At 72.2% G+C, this 17,079-nt stretch carries 10 protein-coding genes and 1 pseudogene; all 11 read right to left on the bottom strand.

Annotated elements, in window-relative coordinates:
- Window positions 1-22 precede the first annotated feature (22 nt).
- Window positions 23-2,425, bottom strand: coding sequence for a calcium-binding protein (locus ACESM1_RS22020; RefSeq protein WP_372623360.1), 2,403 nt, complete (start codon window positions 2,423-2,425; stop codon window positions 23-25).
- A 45-nt stretch (window positions 2,426-2,470) separates the two neighbouring features.
- Window positions 2,471-5,851 carry a filamentous hemagglutinin N-terminal domain-containing protein gene (locus ACESM1_RS22025; protein WP_372623361.1) on the bottom strand — a complete coding sequence of 1,127 codons (3,381 nt, stop codon included), beginning with the start codon at window positions 5,849-5,851 and terminating at the stop codon, window positions 2,471-2,473.
- A 43-nt stretch (window positions 5,852-5,894) separates the two neighbouring features.
- Window positions 5,895-7,577: a ShlB/FhaC/HecB family hemolysin secretion/activation protein gene (locus ACESM1_RS22030; RefSeq protein ID WP_372623362.1), complete on the bottom strand. Its 1,683-nt coding sequence runs from the start codon at window positions 7,575-7,577 to the stop codon at window positions 5,895-5,897.
- Between the two features lie 175 nt (window positions 7,578-7,752).
- Window positions 7,753-9,408: a serine/threonine-protein kinase gene (locus ACESM1_RS22035; RefSeq protein ID WP_372623363.1), complete on the bottom strand. Its 1,656-nt coding sequence runs from the start codon at window positions 9,406-9,408 to the stop codon at window positions 7,753-7,755.
- 133 nt (window positions 9,409-9,541) lie between these two features.
- A pseudogene (locus tag ACESM1_RS22040) lies at window positions 9,542-9,679 on the bottom strand (IS3 family transposase); the annotation flags it as partial.
- A gap of 147 nt (window positions 9,680-9,826) precedes the next feature.
- Complete coding sequence (gene ftsH, locus ACESM1_RS22045) at window positions 9,827-11,755, bottom strand: ATP-dependent zinc metalloprotease FtsH (protein ID WP_372623364.1); 1,929 nt, start codon at window positions 11,753-11,755, stop codon at window positions 9,827-9,829.
- Between the two features lie 42 nt (window positions 11,756-11,797).
- Window positions 11,798-12,043, bottom strand: coding sequence for an acyl carrier protein (locus ACESM1_RS22050; RefSeq protein ID WP_372623365.1), 246 nt, complete (start codon window positions 12,041-12,043; stop codon window positions 11,798-11,800).
- Window positions 12,040-13,194, bottom strand: a complete 1,155-nt coding sequence (locus tag ACESM1_RS22055; RefSeq protein WP_372623366.1) for a dihydrolipoamide acetyltransferase family protein — start codon at window positions 13,192-13,194, stop codon at window positions 12,040-12,042. The genes ACESM1_RS22050 and ACESM1_RS22055 overlap by 4 nt, the downstream gene beginning before the upstream one ends.
- Window positions 13,191-14,186 (bottom strand): alpha-ketoacid dehydrogenase subunit beta, encoded by a 996-nt coding sequence (locus tag ACESM1_RS22060; RefSeq protein WP_372623367.1) that lies wholly within the window; start codon window positions 14,184-14,186, stop codon window positions 13,191-13,193. The genes ACESM1_RS22055 and ACESM1_RS22060 overlap by 4 nt, the downstream gene beginning before the upstream one ends.
- Entirely contained in the window at window positions 14,183-15,169 is a 987-nt protein-coding gene (pdhA, locus tag ACESM1_RS22065) for a pyruvate dehydrogenase (acetyl-transferring) E1 component subunit alpha (protein ID WP_372623368.1), read from the bottom strand. The genes ACESM1_RS22060 and pdhA overlap by 4 nt, the downstream gene beginning before the upstream one ends.
- Entirely contained in the window at window positions 15,166-16,935 is a 1,770-nt protein-coding gene (acsA, locus tag ACESM1_RS22070; protein WP_372623369.1) for an acetate--CoA ligase, read from the bottom strand. Before acsA ends, pdhA begins: the two co-directional genes overlap by 4 nt.
- Between the last annotated feature and the right edge of the window lie 144 nt (window positions 16,936-17,079).

The raw sequence follows: 17,079 nt of genomic DNA on the forward strand, positions 1-17,079 counted from the left end.
GGGCGACGGCGCATGGCGAGCCTCAGGGAAAACCGGCGAGCCAGTCGAACCCGACCGGCGGCACGAGGTCGAGGATCCCGGACGCGCCTGCCGGCGGATCGTCGTTGACGATCGTTCCGGTCGCGAGCGGCGTGGCTGGGGAGATCTGGAGGTCCGAGGAGGCGGAGGACAGCCCGATGGCGAAGGTCTCGTCCGCTTCGGTCAGCCCTTCGCCCAGCACCGGGAAGCTGATGGACGCGCTCGTCTGGCCTGCGGCGAAGTTCACGAAGCCGGAGGGGAAGCGGCCTTCCGGGAAGGTCTCGGTGGCGGCGGCGAAATCGGCCGTCGAGGCCGGGTTCGTGCCAGTGCCCGAGACCGACCACAGCAGCGACTGCGGCTCCACCGGCGGCTGGTCGAGCTGGACCGCGAAGCTGAAGGTTGCCCCTTGGCCCGGCCCGCCCTCCGCTGCGGCGGCCTCGACCGGCACGATGGAGACGATGGAGCGGTCGTCGTTGAGGATGGTCCCGGTGACGCTCGGCGTCCCGATCGCCAGGTCGGGGGTGACGGCGGACAGCGTGAGGACGAAGTCCTCGTCCGGCTCGACCTCGGCGTCGCCGCGCACGGGCACCGTGATGGTGGCGCTGGTATCGCCCGGCGCGATGTCCACCGTGCCGGCGGGCAGCGTGGCGTCCGCGAAGTCCGCTGCATCCGCATCGCCCGGCGCGCCGGTGACCGCCCAGGCGAGTGTCTGCGTTTCCACCGGCGCCTGGTCGAGCGTCACCGTGTAGGTGACGGCGGTGGTCGTTCCCGCGCCGCCCTCCGGGACCGCCTGGGTCGCGGGGGTGATCGTGACGCCGGAGACGTCGTCGTTCAGGATCCGCCCGGTCGCACTGGCCGCGGCGGGGCTGATGGTGATCGGGCCCGAGGGCGAGGAGAGGGTGACGACGAACTCCTCGTCCGGCTCCACGGTGTCGTCGCCCAGCACGGGGATGACAATGGTGGCGCTCGTCCCGGCGAAGAAGGCGGTGCCGGTCAGGTCCGAAAGGGCGAAATCCGCCGCATCGGCCTGCGCGGTCCCGGTGCCGCTCACCTGCCAGTCGATGGACGCGCTGCCCTCGGTGATCACGGACCGGTCGAGCGTGACGGTGTAGACGAAGTCCGTCGTCGCTGCGTTGCCCTCGGGCAGCGTCCGCGTGGCCGGCGCGATGGAGGCGATGGCGAGGTCGTCGTTCCGGATCGTGCCGGTCGCGCGGTCCGCGTCGGGATTGACGGCGACCGGAGAGCCTTCGGCCCGGGAGAGGATCAGGGCGAACTCCTCGTCAGGCTCGACGTCGCGATCGCCAGCGACCGCGATCTCGATCCTGGCGCTGTCCTGGCCTTCGGCGAAAGCTATGCTGCCCGAAGGAAGGCTGGTGGCGCCGAAATCCTCGGCATTCACGCCCCCGCCCTCGACCCGCCAGTTGAGTTGGTAGCTTCCCGAGACGGTCGGTGCCTCGCTCAGCGCGACGGTGAAGACGAAGATTGTGCTCCCGCTATCGCCTTCCTCGCGATCGGCGTCGGTCGCGGTGACCGAGGCCGATGCGGTGATCGTGGAGAAGGTGCCGGGCACGAAGTCCGCGGCGGTGACGGGACGCGTGAGGGCGGGCTGGCCGATGACGTCTATGGGGTAGCTGACCTCGCCGCCGTCGCCATCCACGACGAGGCCGAATGTGACTTCCGGCGCCTGCAGGCGCGCGACGGCATCCGCCTCACTGACGCGGAAATCGCGATCCAGGTCCACGACCACCCAGCCGGCAGGTGCATCGGCAGCGGAATCGGAGATCCACCAGGTCTGGTACACTCCCCTGCCGACGTTCTCGCCGGGCAGGACGACATCCCCCAGGGTGGTCGCGGTCGCGGATCGGGCCGCTTCCATGAAGACGAGCGGGAGCGAGCCGTCCGGGCCACGCAGGGTGCCGTCAGCCTCGCTGATCTGCAGCCGGTCGCCCGCATCACCGTAGAACCCGATCACGACATCCTGCGCATCGAGACGCGGGCTGGCCGGGCTTCCATCCCGCATGAGGACGAAGGTCGCTGCCTCGACACCCGCGTAATAGGTGTCGGCGCCCGAGCCACCCTCCAGGCGTCCTCCTGCATTGGCAAAGAGAATGTCGGCGCCGGCGCCGCCGAGCAGCAGGTTAGCGGCGGCGCCCTCATCGCTCCCGCCGGACAGCACATCGTCGTCGGCACCACCGTCCAGCGTGTCGGCGCCGGCGTTTCCATTCAGGATGTCGGCTCCGTCGCCTCCTTCCAGGCTGTCGTCGCCGCCGCCTCCGGCCAGCGTATCGGCCCCGGCGAGGCCGCTGATGACGTCGGCATCCAGGCTCGGGACGCCATCCGTCACGCCAGAAGTGACAAGGAAAGGCTCGATGCGGTCGTCGCGCGCCGTGCCGGTGATGGTCGCCATCGCTATCGTCCTATTTCAGGCGGCCGGACTGCCGAGCGCTTCATCTCAGTAGTCCTCCTCAGCCGTGTTCGGTACGGTCACGTCAGGGTCGGCCAGGGGGCCGCGGCTGAGGCGCAGCCGCACGAGCGGCGCTGCCGGCACGAACAGGGCGCCAAGGTCCTGGGCGAGAAGCACCTCATCGCGGATGATCTCGACCGTGTTCCGCGGGTCGGGCGGGAACAGAGCCACGGGCACCTCAAGCACCGGTGGCTCCAACGGTGGCTCCACCGGTGGCCCCCCCGGCGCCCCTCCTGGCGGCACCGGCGGCAGCTCGAAGCGGCAGGTGGCGAGGCCGATGACGCAATCGTTGAAGAGATAGGCCGCCTGCGCCTCGGGGGCGATCGGCCGCGTGATGTCGGCCAGTTGCGCGGCCGTGCCGTCGGTACGGCCGCCCACCGCGCCTGCCAGGCCCGCGCTGCCGCCGGTCCCATGCACGCCGAAGCGACCGGCCAGCAGCCTGCCGGCCGCACCGCCACCGTCGAGCAGCAGGAAGACCGGAGAGGAGCCGGCATCGAGCGTCACGCGCAGCGTTCCCGCCGGTGCGTTGCTCGCGGGGCCGAAGGTGCCCGGGGCGTCCTGGCCGGGCAGGCGCACCTGCGTTGCCTGTTGCTCCGGCGGCAGGCCCGGAAGGTCCGGCGCGACCCCGGCCGGGATCGTCGCCGCCGCCGCCCCGCCGCGCCGCAGATCGAACAACGCGACGGGAATGGCAGCGCTGCTGCGCGGCTCCAGGGTAGAGGTTCCGCCGCCCTCGATTGCACCGCCGGCGCCGAACAGCGCTGCCTGCCCGATGACCAGGCTGGCACCGTCGAGGGTGAGCACGCCCCCTGCGCCGCCGAGCGGACCGGAGCGTGCGACAAGAGTCTCCGCACCGATTTGCGCGCCCGCCAGCCGTGCCGCGCCGGCAGCCTCGAGCCCCACATTGCGTGTGGCCGTGATGCTCCCGCCGAGTTCGATTGCGCCCGCCTCGGTGCGCAGCAGCACGTCGCCGGGACCAGGACTGACCGCGGCCGCCAGCGTCGGTGCGGCCAGCGCCGTGCCGAAGTTGTCGAGCGCGGTGATCTCCCCGGGAGAGGTCTGGCGCAGCGCCCAGTCCTGCCCGGCCGGCAGCGCGGCACCGCCGGCACGCAGCGCGACGCTTCCGGCGTCCGAGGTGATCGCGCCGCGCGTGTCGATCCAGTTGCCGGCGGCGACGAGCAGGTCGGCGCCGGCGAAGAGGGTCCCCGCATGGGTGACGGAGTCCAGCGCGAGAAGCTGCAGGGTGGAGGCCGCGTCGATCACGCCGGCATTGGTGAGCGCCGCGCGGCTCTCGACCTGCACCGCGCCGCCATCGCCGAGAATGACCCCCGCCTCGGCATTCGCCAGCGCCCCGCTGGCGCGCAGCAGCACGGCGCGGCTGGCGCCATCGGGATAGGCGATGGAGCCGGTGCCGGTGATCGTGCCGGCGTTCTGCAGCGTGCCGCTCGCCACGACGGCCACCCCGGGGCCGTCCAGGATGCCCTGGTTCAGCACGGCGCTGCCCGCCAGCCCGACCAGGCCGCCATTGGCAGCGTTGGCCACGCCCTGGATGGTGCCGGTCGCCTCGTTGGTCAGCGTGCCGCCGGCCTGCACCAGCGCGGCGAAGGCGGTGCCCCCCGCCAGGTCGGCACCGCCGCCGGTGCCGGTGATGATGCCGCCATTGGTGATGTCGCCACCGGCGACCAGCCGCACGCCGTTCGTCGCGGCAGTGCCGGTGCCTTGCACCGTCACCGGCTGCCGATCCGGCTGTATGAGCGCGCTGCCCACCACGAAGGAAGGCGGCTGCCAGTCCGCCGCGATCGTGATCGCTCCGGCGGTGCGCATATCGAGTACGCCGCCGGTGACGTTGACTGGCGCCTGGATGAAGATGCCGTCTGCAGCCGGAGCGGTGGTCTGCACCACGAGGTCACCGGCAGGCTTGTCGATCCGGGCGAGCACCTCCACCCGGCTGGTGGCCTCCAGCACCACGTCGCCACCGGCGTTGCCGACCGTGGAGGCCGAGATCTCGGCGGGCTCGGTCGCATCGGGATCAGCGGCGGCCACCACGCGCAGCGTGTCTGGATCGATCAGCACCGAACCGGGCTGGCCGGCGACGGCCGAAGCGTCCAGCATGGCGTCCACTACCAGGCCGCCGCGCGAGGACACCTCGATCTGCCCGCCGGCGCCGCCGCGCGGGCCGCCGGTCGCGCTGACGCGGCCGCGCATCTCCGTCCGCTCCGCGGCGTGGACGATCACCTCGCCGCCCGGGCCGCGCTCGGTGGCGTCCGCGCGGATCTCGGCGTCGCGCGCGACAGTCGTGCGCAGAGCAAGCCGCTCCGGGCGACCGCGCGCGCTGGAGGCAGCGGCGCCGACCGTCGCGCGCCCGCCGCCGGCAGCGCCCGAGACATCCACACGCGCGCCGGAGGCCACGGTGACGCCGCCGCTCGCGGTCGCCTCGACCGTGCCGCCGCGCTGCCCAGCGCCGCCGGTCGCCGCGACACGGCCCGTCACGCGCACGCCGCCGCCCTCGGCGCGCAGCGCGATGCTCCCGCTGCGCCCCGCCGCAGTCGGCGCCTCCACGCGGCCGGTGTTGGCGACGAGCGATTCCACCAGGCCGCTCGCCGCATGGGCGCTGAGCAGCACGCTGCCGCCCGCTGCCTCCACCAGCCCGCTGTTGGTCACCAGCGCTGCGCCGCCGGATGGCGCCTGTCGCACGGCCTGCGTGACGTCGAGCGAGATCAGCCCGTCGCCCGCGAGGTCGAGCGTGAAGGTCTCCGCCCCGGCCAGCGTGACACGTCCGAGACGCGCGCGGATCGTGCCGCTGTTGCGCACCTCCGGCGCGACCAGCGCGGCCATCCCGCGCTCCGCCACCGTGACGCCGCCATGGTTCTCCACGCGCGCGCCGGGGCGCGGGGGGCCGTCGAACACCATGCGGCCGGCCATGAAGTTCTGATTGGTGATGTTGGACGCACTGGCGATCAGGCTGCCGACATCCACCTGCGAACCTTGTGCGAAGACCACGCCGGACTGGTTGATGATGGCGATGCCGCCGTTCGCGGTGATGCGCCCGGCGATCACCGAAGGGTCGGGCGCGTTCACCCGGTTGAGCGTCCAGGAGCCTGGGTTGGGCTGGTTGAACTGCACCCTATGCTCGCGGCCGACATCGAAGCGGCGCCAGTCGATCGCCGCGCGCTGGGATGACTGGTCGATCCGCGTGCGTGCGGCGGATTGCGCGATGCTGGCCGAGCCCGCCACCACCTGCCCGCCCTGCGGCGCGGCATTTGCCGGAACGGATTGGGCAATCGCCGAGGGGGAGAGCGCGACCAGCGCCGCTGTGGTGCCGAGCAGCCGCAGGCGGCGTGCGCGATGCGCCGTTGCGTGTGGGCGGGACATCAGGGGCATACGCCATCCCTCCTTCCCCGCGCCCGCGGCGCGGTCAGAACTGCACCAGCGCGCGGCCGAACACGGCATTGGCATCCAGCTTCTCCACGCCCGCGCCCTGTGGCTGGCGCGTGACGCGGTGTGCGACCTCGATGTCGAACTGCAGCCATTCGTTGATCACGAAGCGCGCGCCGCCGCCCCAGGAAGAGAGACGGCTGTCCGGCAGCTCGGCAGGGCCGCCGGGCACCTCGTTCTGCCAGGCCCGCCCGAAATCCCGGAACAGGTAGAACTGCGTCGCGAAGCGCGTCTCGCCGGCGCCGAGGTCCAGATTGAATCCGGTGCTGAGCTGCAGCTCCGCCGAGACGCCGAACGCCTTGTCGCCGGTCACCTGGCCAGCATAGAAGCCGCGGCCGAGCCGCGTGCCGCCGAGATAGAATCGCTCTGAGGGCGGCAGCGCGTCGTCTGACCACTGGCCCGCCAGCGTGGCGGCGACACCGAACAGCCAGCCCGATGTCGGCTCGAACAATGGCTGCACACGGGTGACCTCGCCGGCGATCTTGGTGAAGCCGAACTCGCTGCCGGGGCGCGAGACGTCGTCCACGGATCCGTCGCTGGCGCCGAGATCGCTGATGCCGTTGCTGAGCCGGAGCAGCCCTGATGTGGCGGCCGCCGCCGGTGCGAAGGCGAGCAGGGTGTCGCGCGCCGAGGCGTCCAGGCCGAGGCGCAGCGCGCGCACCGAATCGCGCGTCCGCGGCACGTCCGGCAGACCCAGATCCACTGTCCCCTCGAAGACGTCGAACTGCCCAAGGACCGAGAGGTTGAGGGGCCGGCTGCGGATGATGGGGTAGGCGAGACCGGCGCCGCCGACCCAGGTGTCGCCCGAATAGCCGATGGCGGCGAGAACGGAGCCTGGCCGCGCGTTGCCACCGCCGACATAGGCGCGGAAGCGCAGCCCCGAGCCGCCGAGGAAGAACGCCTCCGAGATCTGGACGAAGGTCTGCTCGTTGCTCTCGGCCTGCAACCAGGCGATCTCGGTCCGCTCGCCGAATTCGGTGAAGGAATTGAGGCCCGCCACGAGCAGCCCCTGCCATGGCCCCGTCAGCTCGTAGCCGCGATTGTCGAGGCTGATGTAGCCGCTATAGGCCGCGCGGGTGAGCTGCACGACGAGCTGAAGCGCGCCCGCCTCGCCGGCCAGCGGCCGCAGCACGCCACTGACGGCGACGCCGGGGATGTCCGAGGTCAGCAGCAGAGCGCGTTCCAGCGCGGCGGTGGTCACCGGGCGCTGGCCGACCACGCGCTCGAGGAAGCGCAGCGCCTGCGCGCCGGCCGGGCCGATGTCGCCCTCCAGCCGCACCTCGGCCACGAAGCCCTCGGTGGCGGCGAAGCGGAGCTCCACGCCGCCCGGCACGGGCACCAGGCCGGCGGTGACGGCGACGTAGGGGTAGCCGGCGCGGCGATAGGCACCGAGCATGGCCAGCCGCGCATCCTCGATGCGCGCGAGCGGCACCGTCTCGCCTTCCAGCCCGGCCGCGAGCGCGCGCAACTCGGCCTCGGACAGGGCCGTGTTGCCGAGGATGGCGGTGCGCAGCACATGGACGGTGGCGGCCGCGCCCGGGCCGGTGGCGCGCGGCGCCTCGGGCGGCTGCAGGGACGGGCCGAGCCGCGGGACCGGCCGCGGTGCAACCCGCTCGATCACGCCCTGCTGCGGCGGCGGCGGCGCAGGAAGGGGTTGCGCCAAAGCCGCTGAGCATCCGAGAGCCCAAGCTAGCCAACTCGCGCGCCGCATTCGCCCCGCTTTCCCGATTTCCGATCGGCGAAGAAAGTCTCGTGCGGTTCGTATGAAGTATTCAATTACTCAATTGATGGTCGGTCCCTATGGCCCCTAACAGCTGCGTGAGGCGGCGCGGGCACGCTCAACGGCGCGGGCCGACGACAATGATCAGCGCCGTGCCAGCAACCGGCTCACCGCGCCGGCGCACCGCCGCGATGGCGGCGCGCAGCTCGCGGAGATAATCGGCGGTCGGCTCGATCTCCGGCCGGGGTTCGTGGAAAAGCCAGGAAGGTGCGGCGATCGCCATGACCATGTCCGCCCCGAAGGGTGGCTGGACCGTCGGCGGTTCCGCGATGCCAGGGCGCGGCTCGCCCCAGTCGAGCCGCGAGCCCGGCTCCTGCACCGCGCCCGGATACGCGGCGGAAGGCTGCATGTGATAGGTCGTGCCGTCGGTCTGCAGGTAGTCGAGCTGTACGCGCGCACGGAAATCCGGCGCGGTGACGCGCAGCACCAGGCGATCGCCCTCCTCCAGATGCGTGCGGCCATCGGAGGTGGCGACGGCGAGGCCGGCGGCCGGCGTGCCGAACGGCGCGGCGAGGGAGCGCAGCAGTTCCACGGCCTCGCAGTGGGGACCGTCGAAGGCGGTCACGCGCCAGGTGAGCGCGACGCCGGGCGCAGCCTGCGCCAGGGCGGCGCGCAGGGGCGCGGCGTGCTGCGCCGCGACCAGACCATCGAGCAGCAGCGCGGTGCCGTTCCCGGTCGCGTCGCCGGAGACGAGCGCGCAGGGCGTCGCCCCGACCACCGCCGCCACGGTGCGCCGCAACTCCTCCGGGCTGCGCCGGCCTCCGATGCCGTCCTGCCACGCGAACCACAGACCACCGCCGGCGACCAGCGCCGCGACCAGCCCGCCGGCGAGGAGCAGGCCCGCGAGCCGGCGCCGAGCCGATATGGGCCTCGCCGGGTCGCGTGGCCGCTCTGCCGCCTGCGGCATCGCCGCCCGCAGCGCCCGCGCGAAGGAGGCGGCATCCGGGTAGCGATCCTCCGGCCGTCGGGCCATCGCACGGGCAACGACGGCATCGAGGCTCGGTGGAATTGCCGGCGACAGCGCGGAGGGCCTGGGCGGCGTGCCGTGCAGCACCTGGTGGTGCACCGCGCTGGTGCCGCCCGGAAAGGGGCGCTCGCGGGTCAGGAGTTGGTAGAGGACGACGCCAGCCGAGTAGAGATCGCTGCGCGCATCCGCCTCCTCGCCGGTGAACTGCTCGGGCGACATGTAGGCCGGGGTACCGAGCACCGTCCCGGCCCGGGTCAACCCGCTGTCCTCAAGCCGGGCGATGCCGAAATCGGCGATCTTCGCCCGACCCTCCGGCGTGAGCATGATGTTCGACGGCTTGATGTCGCGATGGATGACGCCATGCGAATGGCTGTGCGCAAGGCCGGCGAGAACGTCCTCCATGATGCCGAGCACCCTGGGCAAGGGCAGGCGTTCCCTCGCGTCGAGGAGCGACTTCAGCGAGCGGCCCTCGACGAATTCCATGACGATGTAGGCGATGTCGCCGGTCTCGCCATAGTCGAACACGGCGACGACGTTGGGATGGATCAGGCGGCCCGCGGCCTGCGCCTCGTGCCGGAAGCGCGGAAGCGTCTGCGCCACGTCCTCGCCGGCGGCCTCCGGCAGGGGGACGGTCTTGATCGCCACGCGGCGGGCGATGACGGGATCCCAGGCTTCGTAGACCGTTCCCATCGCGCCGCGGCCCAACACGGAGCGCAGCTCGTACTTGCCGAGGGTGCGGGTCTCCATACCGGGCTTATAGCCCGGCGCTCCCCGCCCCGTGCCGCACTGAGCCGCCCTCGCGGGGCCGGAACGGGACCGCGCACGCAACCGTGATGGCCGCGAGATGCAGGTCGCCCGTGCGGCGAGAGTGGCAGCGGCGCACCGGCGCCGTCTCCGTCGCTGCCGGCTTCGCCGCGAACACCGCCGCCAGCCCCTCCGTGGCTTGGCGCTTCCGTTCGCCGACCATCGTCTGGTGGATGCCGTGCTTCGCGGCCAGCTGCGCCGCCGTCAGCTCACCCGCAGCGCCTACCGCGTCCGCTTGCCCGTCATCCAGGGCTGTCTTCTCTCGCGCAGAACAAGCTTAGCCGCCTGTCCGAGATCCAGGTACCACCTCACTCCCAGCCGGCTTCGTCGCCTGTGGCGCCAGCGTCGGGGGACGACCGGCTCATGGCACCACGGGACCGACGCCCTGGCGCACCGGGGCTTCACGCGCTCCGCCCGCCGGGGCGGAGCCTTGGCCGGTGCCGCGCAGCACGGCGAAATCGTCGGCCGTCAGCGTCTCCCGCTCCAGGAGCTGCCGGACGCCCTCATCGAGCTCCGCACGTCGTGCTTCCACGATCGCCTCGGCACGGCGCGCCGCGTCGTTCACCACGTCGCGCACGGCAAGGTCGATCTCGCGCGTCGTCTCCTCGCTGACCTCGGCGCGCAGCGGCGGCAGCGCGACCTCGCCGAGAAAGGCGTGGCGCGGCGGCGCGTAGGCCCGGCTGCCGAGCGCACCGCCCGCCATTGCGTGCCGGGTCACCATTTCCTGCGCGACCTCGGTCGCGCGCTGCAGGTCGTCCGCGGCGCCGGTGGAGATGTCGCCATTGAAAATGAGCGCCTCGGCCGCACGGCCGCCCATCAGCACCGTGATCCGGTTCTCGAGCTCGCTCCGCGCAAGCAGGAAGCGGTCGCCGGTCGGCCGCTGCATGGTGAAGCCGAGTGCGCCCACCCCGCGCGGGATGATGGAGACCTTCAGCACCGGATCCACGCCTGGCAGCGCGGCGGCAACCAGCGCGTGGCCCATCTCGTGCACCGCGACCCGGTGGCGCTCGGCCGGGCTCAGCACGCGGCTGCGCTGCTCGATGCCGGTGAGCACGCGCTCCACCGCCGCCAGCAGGTCCTGCTGCGCCACCGCCTCGGCGCCGCGGCGCGTGGCGGCCAGGGCGGCCTCGTTGAGCGTGTTGGCGAGATCGGCGCCGGTCGCGCCCGGGGTGAGGCTCGCGACGGTGTCGAGGTCAGCCTCCGGCGCCAGGCGGATGCGCCGCGCATGCACTTCCAGGATCTGCCGTCGCCCTCGCCTGTCGGGGCGGTCCACCAGGACCTGGCGGTCGAACCGCCCGGCCCGCAGCAGCGCCGGGTCCAGGATCTCCGGGCGGTTGGTCGCCGCCAGCAGGATCACGCCCACACTCGGGTCGAACCCGTCGAGCTCGGCGAGGAGCTGGTTCAATGTCTGCTCCTTCTCGTCGTAGCCGCCGCCCATGGGTCCACCGGCGGCGCGGCTGCGCCCGAGCGCGTCCAGCTCGTCGATGAAGATGATGCAGGGCGCTGCCTTGCGGGCTTCCGCGAAGAGGTCGCGCACGCGCGCGGCGCCGACGCCGACGAACATCTCCACGAACTCCGAACCGGAGATCGAGAAGAACGGCACGCTCGCCTCCCCGGCCACGGCGCGAGCCAACAACGTCTTGCCGGTGCCCGGCGGACCCACGAGCAGGACGCCCTTCGGTGCGCGGCCGCCCAGGCGGCCATAGGCCTGCGGGTCCTTGAGGAAGGAGACGACCTCCTGCAGCTCTGCCTTCGCCTCGTCAACGCCGGCGACGTCGGCGAAGGTGACCTTGGTGTCGGTCTCCACATAGGCCTTGGCGCGCGAGCGGCCGATGGACATCAGCCCGCCGAGGCCGTGCCGATCCGCGATGGATCGCGTGGCGAAGGTCCAGAACGCGACGAGCAGGAGAAGCGGCCAGAGCCACGCCAGCAGGTAGGCCAGCGCCCCCGCGGGCGGGTCGCCTCTGACGAGGGTGACGCCGCGGGCGCGCAACTGCTCGGACAGTGCGGGGTCCACCCGCACCGTGGCCAGCTCGCGCCGGCCATCCGGCAGCGGCTCGGTGAGCCTGGCGTGCAGCAACTCCTGCGAGACGGTGACCTCGGCCACCCGTCCTTCGGCCAGCAGGCGCTCGAACTCCGACCAGGGCACGGTTCCGCCCTGCTGGCCACCTGCCCAGACGGCCTGGACCAGGACCGCCAGGACGACTGCGCCGATGAAATACCAGATCGCGAATTGCGGGTTGCGGCCTTCCGGCGCCGGCCCTCTGCCGTTCCGCTTCGCCGTCTTCACGAGGGCATCCCCTTCGGGCGTGTCGGCATGGCACGCTCCGCGTCAACGCGCATCCGCCTGGAAGTACTCAGCAACCCCGTCCAGCGTCAGGAGCTTCGGGTAGTCCGCCTCGGGAATCGGCCGCCCGGTCCGCTCGTGCAGGGCGGCGACGAAGTTGAGAACGTCCATGGAATCGAGGTCGAGCGCCTCGCGCAGGTCGGCATCGCCGGGCACGGTGGAAAGGTCGGCCTCCGGCGCGATGCCGCCGAGGATGTCCGCGACCAGCGCGAAGGTCTCGTCCCGCGTCATAGCTCCTCCGGCTTCTGCAGAAGCGCCTCGATCCGGGCGAGCAGGAGCCCGCCGCGGTGGCCGTCCGAGGCGCGGTGATCGCCCGCGAGCGTCAGGGTCGCGACGCGGCGCGGCACCACGGCGCCCCCGACTACCCAGGGCCGCTCGACGACGCGGCCGAAACCCAGGATCGCGACCTGCGGCGGATGAATGATCGGCAGCACGGTCTCGGCCCCACGGTCGCCGAGGCTGGTGACGGTGATCGTCGCATCCGTGAGTTCGGAGCCACGCAGCCCGCCGCCGCGCGCACGCGCCACCAGATCACGCATCGCGGCCATCAGCGCATCGAGCGGCATGCGGTCCGCATGGCGGATCGCCGGCGCGACGAGGCCGCCGCCGCGCAATGCGACCGCCCAGCCGACATGGACGCCGTCGCCCGGCCGGAAACCGTCCGCCTCCCAGAACCCGTTCAGGTCGGGCGCCTCCGCCACCGCAAGTGCCGCCGCGCGCAGCATCATGGCGGCGGGCAGCAGGCGCTCGGGTGGCGCCCGCCCGGCATTCATCCGCTCGAGCCGCTCCAGCGCTGGGGCGAGGTCCACGGCCTGCGTCAGGTAGTAATGCGGGATCTCGCGCTTGGAGCGGCCCATCGCGGCGGCGATCGCCTTGCGCATGCCGACCGGGTCGAAACCGCCGCGGCGAGGCGGCGCCTCGGCCGGCAGGTCGGCCAGGCAGATCGCGCCCGCGACGCCCGTGCCGCGCAGAGCCTCCAGCCCGATGCCGAGCGCGGCCGCGCGACGGCGCGCCACGGGTGTCGCGCGGACACGCCCCTCCTGCTGTGGCGCAGGCGGCAGCGCCGCTGGCGGGACAGGCGCGGGCGCTGCGACGGGCTTCGGCACGATGGGCGCGGCCGGGGCGGGTGCCGCGGCCGGCATCCCCGCCTCCCCCTCCAGCCGCGCGAGCAGCGCGCCCACCGGCACGCTGCTGCCGGGCGCGACGACGAGGTCTTGCACCACGCCGTCCTCGAAGATCTCGATGTCGATCGCGCCCTTCTGCGTCTCCACCACCGCGACGATGTCGCCGCGCCGCACGCGATCGCCCGGCGCGACCTTCCACTCGACCAGCGTGCCGGCCTCCATGTCCGCGCCCAGCGACGGCATGCGGAACTCGCTCACCTGCCGGGCCTCACCAGCCCCCGCGCCGCGGCGGCGATCGTCTCCGGCTGCGGCAGCGCCGCCTGCTCGAGATGCGCGGCATAGGAAATCGGCACCTCCCGCGAGCAGACGCGGCAGATGGGCGCATCCAGCTCGAAGAAGGCCTCTTCCATGATGCGCATCGCAACCTCGGCGGAGAGCGAGCCGGAGCGCCAGCCCTCGTCCACGATCACCACGCGGCGGGTGCGCGTGACGCTCTCGGTGATGGTGGCGGTATCGAGCGGGCGGAGCACGCGCAGATCGATCACCTCCGCCTCGATGCCTTCGCCTGCCAGCGTCTCCGCCGCGGCCAGCGTCTTGAACAGGCTCCCGCCATAGGTGATCAGGGTGACGTCGCGCCCGGGCCGGCGGATGCGCGCCTTCGCGATATCCACGCCTTCCACGGCGGGGTTCAGCTCGCCCTCCATATTGTAGAGCATGATGTGCTCGAAGATCAGGACCGGGTTCGGATCGGCCAGCGCCGGCGCCAGCATGTGGCGCGCGTCCTCGACGGTCGCCGGTGCGAGGATGCGCAGCCCCGGGATGTGCGCGAACCAGCCTTCCAGGCTGTGCGAGTGCTGTGCCGCAAGCTGGCGCCCGGCGCCGGTCGCCATGCGGAGCACGAGCGGCACGGCGAACTGACCGCCCGACATGTGCGGGATGGTCGCGGCGTTGTTGAGGATCTGGTCGAGCGCGAGCAGGCTGAAGTTGCAGGTCATCACCTCGACAATCGGCCGCATCCCCGCCATGGCGGCGCCGATGCCCGCGCCGACGAAGGCGCTCTCCGAGAGCGGCGTGTCGCGGATGCGGTCCTCGCCCAGCTCCTCGAGCAGCCCCTTGGTCACCGCGTAGCAGCCGCCATAGCGGCCGACATCCTCGCCCATCAGGAAGACGCGCGGGTCAGCGAGGATGGCCGCACGGATCGCCTGGCGGCATGCCTCCCGGTAGGTGATGCGAACCGGCGCCTCGCTCATGACGGCACCGCGTCCATGGTGACGAAGCGCTCCAGATCCTCCACCGGCTCCGGCGTGCCGGCCTCGGCGAAGGCGACGGCCTCCGCGACTTCCGCCGTCACCTCCGCCTCGATCCGCTGGAGGTCGGCCGGATGGAGGTGGCCGGCCTGCTCCAGCCAGTCGCGCAGGCGGAGGATCGGGTCCCGCTTGCGCCAGCTCTCCACCTCCTCCTTCGTGCGGTAGAGCTGCGCGTCGAACATGGAATGCGCGCGGAAGCGGTAGGTGCGGCACTCCAGAAGGTAGGGCTCGCCGGTGCTGCGGATGCGCTCCGTCGCGCGCCGCGCCGCAACTTCCACGGCGACGGGGTCCATGCCGTCCACCGCCTCGCCCGTCATGCGGTAACCGGCGGCCTTGCGCCAGATGGCGGTCTCCGCCTCGGCGATCCCGACCGGCGTGCCCATCGAGTAGAGGTTGTTCTCGCAGACGAAGAGCACCGGCAGGCGCCAGAGGCTCGCGAGGTTCATGCACTCGTGGAACTCGCCCTCGTCGGCCGCGCCTTCCCCGAAGAAGCACGCCGTCAAGGCCGGCTTCCCCTGCATCCGGTCGGCCAGCGCCAGGCCGAGCGCGAGCGGCAGGCCAGCGCCGACGATGGCGTTGCCGCCCAGGAAGCGCCGCTGGCGGTCGAAGATGTGCATCGAGCCGCCGCGGCCGCGACAGCATCCTTCGACCTTGCCGAACATCTCGGCCATGAGCGGCCCCATCGGGATGCCGCGGGCGATGGCCTGGCCATGCTCGCGATAGGTGCCGACGATCGCATCCTCGGGCCCGAGCGCCTGCAGGACGCCGACGGCGACCGCCTCCTGCCCGTCGTAGAGATGCAGGAAGCCGCGGATCTTCTGCGCCTGGTAGAGCTCGGCGCATTTCTCCTCGAAGCGGCGGATGCGCAGCATCTCCCGCAGCAGGTGCAGGCCGTGCGCCCGATCGAGGTGGACCTTCGCCGTCATCGCTCGTCGCTCTCCAGCGTGGACAGGTCGCCTTCCGGCAGGCCCAGCTCGCGTGCCTTCAGCAGCCGGCGCATGATCTTGCCGCTGCGAGTCTTCGGCAGGTTGGCGCGGAAGTCGATCTCCTTCGGCGCAACGGCGGCGCCGAGCCGCTTGCGGGCGTGGCCCAGCAGCTCGCGCCGGAGCGGCTCGCCGGGTTCGTGGCCGGGCCGGAGCGCGACGAACGCCTTGACGATCTCGCCGGCCACCGGATCGGGCTTGCCGATGACACCGGCCTCCGCGACCGCCGGGTGCTCCATCAGCGCGCTCTCGACCTCGAACGGGCCGATGAGGTGGCCCGAGGACTTGATCACGTCGTCGGCGCGGCCGACGAACCAGAAGTAGCCCTCCTCGTCGCGCGTCGCGAGATCGCCCGTCAGGTACCACTCGCCTGCGAAGCACTTGCGATAGCGCGCCTCCTCCTTGAGGTAGCCGCGCATCATGGAGGGCCAGCCGGCCTTGAGCGCGAGCTCGCCCTCCACCATCGGCGCGGTCACCTCCGAGACGCCGCCGTCGTCCTCGCGGCGGAGGATCGCCGCCTCCACGCCCGGCAGCGGCTTGCCCATGGAGCCGGGCTTCACGTCCATCGCTGCGAAGTTGGCGATCATGATGCCACCCGTCTCGGTCTGCCACCAATTGTCGTGGAACGGCATCCCGAAAGCCTCGACGCCCCACAGCACGGCCTCGGGGTTCAGCGGCTCCCCCACGCTCGCCATGAAGCGCAGCGCCGAGAGGTCGCGGCCCTTCAGGGGCTCGGTGCCGAGTTTCATCATCATGCGGATGGCGGTCGGCGCCGTGTACCAGACGTTCACCCGCTCCCGTTCCAGCACGTCGTACCAGGCCTGCGCGTCGAACTCCGCCTCGACCACAAGGTTGGTGACGCCGTTGGTCAGCGGGGCGATGATCCCGTAGCTCGTTCCGGTGACCCAGCCGGGATCGGCGGTGCACCAGAAGATGTCGTCCGGGTGCAGGTCCAAGGCATAGCGGCCGGTCATGTGGTGCATCACCACGGCCCGGTGGACATGCACCGCGCCCTTGGGCCGCCCGGTGGTGCCGCTGGTGAAATGCAGCAGCGCCATGTCCTCGGGATCGGTCGGCGGGATGGCGAAGTCCGGGCTCGCGGCCTCCACCGTGACCTTCCAGTCCAGCGTGCCGGACACCGCGGTGGCGGTATCGCCCTCGCCGACCAGCAGCACGTGGCGCAATGCGGGAAGGCGCGGGCGCAGCGCCTCCACCTTGCGGCGATAGAGCGCTTCCGTGGTGACCAGCAGCTCGGCCTCGCCGATCTCCAGCCGCGTCGCGATCGGCTCCGGCCCGAAGGCCGAGAACAGCGGGCAGACCACGCAGCGCGCCTTCAGTGCACCGAGCACCGCCAGGTAGAGCTCCGGGATCCGCCCGGCGAGCACGAAGACCCGCGCGCCGTCCTGCACCCCGAGCCCGCGCAGGGCATTGGCGACCCGGTTGGTCGCGTCGCGCAGCTGCCGCCAGGTAAAGACCCGCTCCCCGGCGCGGCCGATCCAGCGCAGCGCCGCACGGTCGGCGCGCGGCCCGGCTGCGTGGCGGTCCACCGCCTCATGGGCGATGTTGAGGCCATGCCCGCCAGGCAGGCCATCGAGCAGCGTGCGCGCCGTCGCCCAGCTGAAATCACGCCGCGCCGCGTCGTAGTCGGCGAGGTTCGGCGGTGCGCGGTGCGCGGCGTGGGCCTTGGCGATACGCGGATAGCGACCCAACGGGCCAGAGCTGCCGATGGACGCTGAACGCAGCTCGGTCATGCCGCCTTACCCCTTTCCGTTGCGTGCCGAAGGCTGAGAAGCTGAGGGCGCGCAGGCGATGCGGGTATGGCTGTCATGCTGGCTGCTGTTGATGGTTCAGAG

Source organism: Falsiroseomonas sp. (assembly GCF_041690465.1).
Lineage (GTDB): Bacteria > Pseudomonadota > Alphaproteobacteria > Acetobacterales > Acetobacteraceae > Falsiroseomonas.

Coding starts and splice junctions, on each gene's coding strand:
- ACESM1_RS22020 (WP_372623360.1), bottom strand. CDS start 2,425: ATGGCGACCATCACCGGCACGGCGCGCGACGACCGCATCGAGCCTTTC.
- ACESM1_RS22025 (WP_372623361.1), bottom strand. CDS start 5,851: ATGTCCCGCCCACACGCAACGGCGCATCGCGCACGCCGCCTGCGGCTG.
- ACESM1_RS22035 (WP_372623363.1), bottom strand. CDS start 9,408: ATGGAGACCCGCACCCTCGGCAAGTACGAGCTGCGCTCCGTGTTGGGC.
- ACESM1_RS22050 (WP_372623365.1), bottom strand. CDS start 12,043: ATGACGCGGGACGAGACCTTCGCGCTGGTCGCGGACATCCTCGGCGGC.
- ACESM1_RS22060 (WP_372623367.1), bottom strand. CDS start 14,186: ATGAGCGAGGCGCCGGTTCGCATCACCTACCGGGAGGCATGCCGCCAG.
- pdhA (WP_372623368.1), bottom strand. CDS start 15,169: ATGACGGCGAAGGTCCACCTCGATCGGGCGCACGGCCTGCACCTGCTG.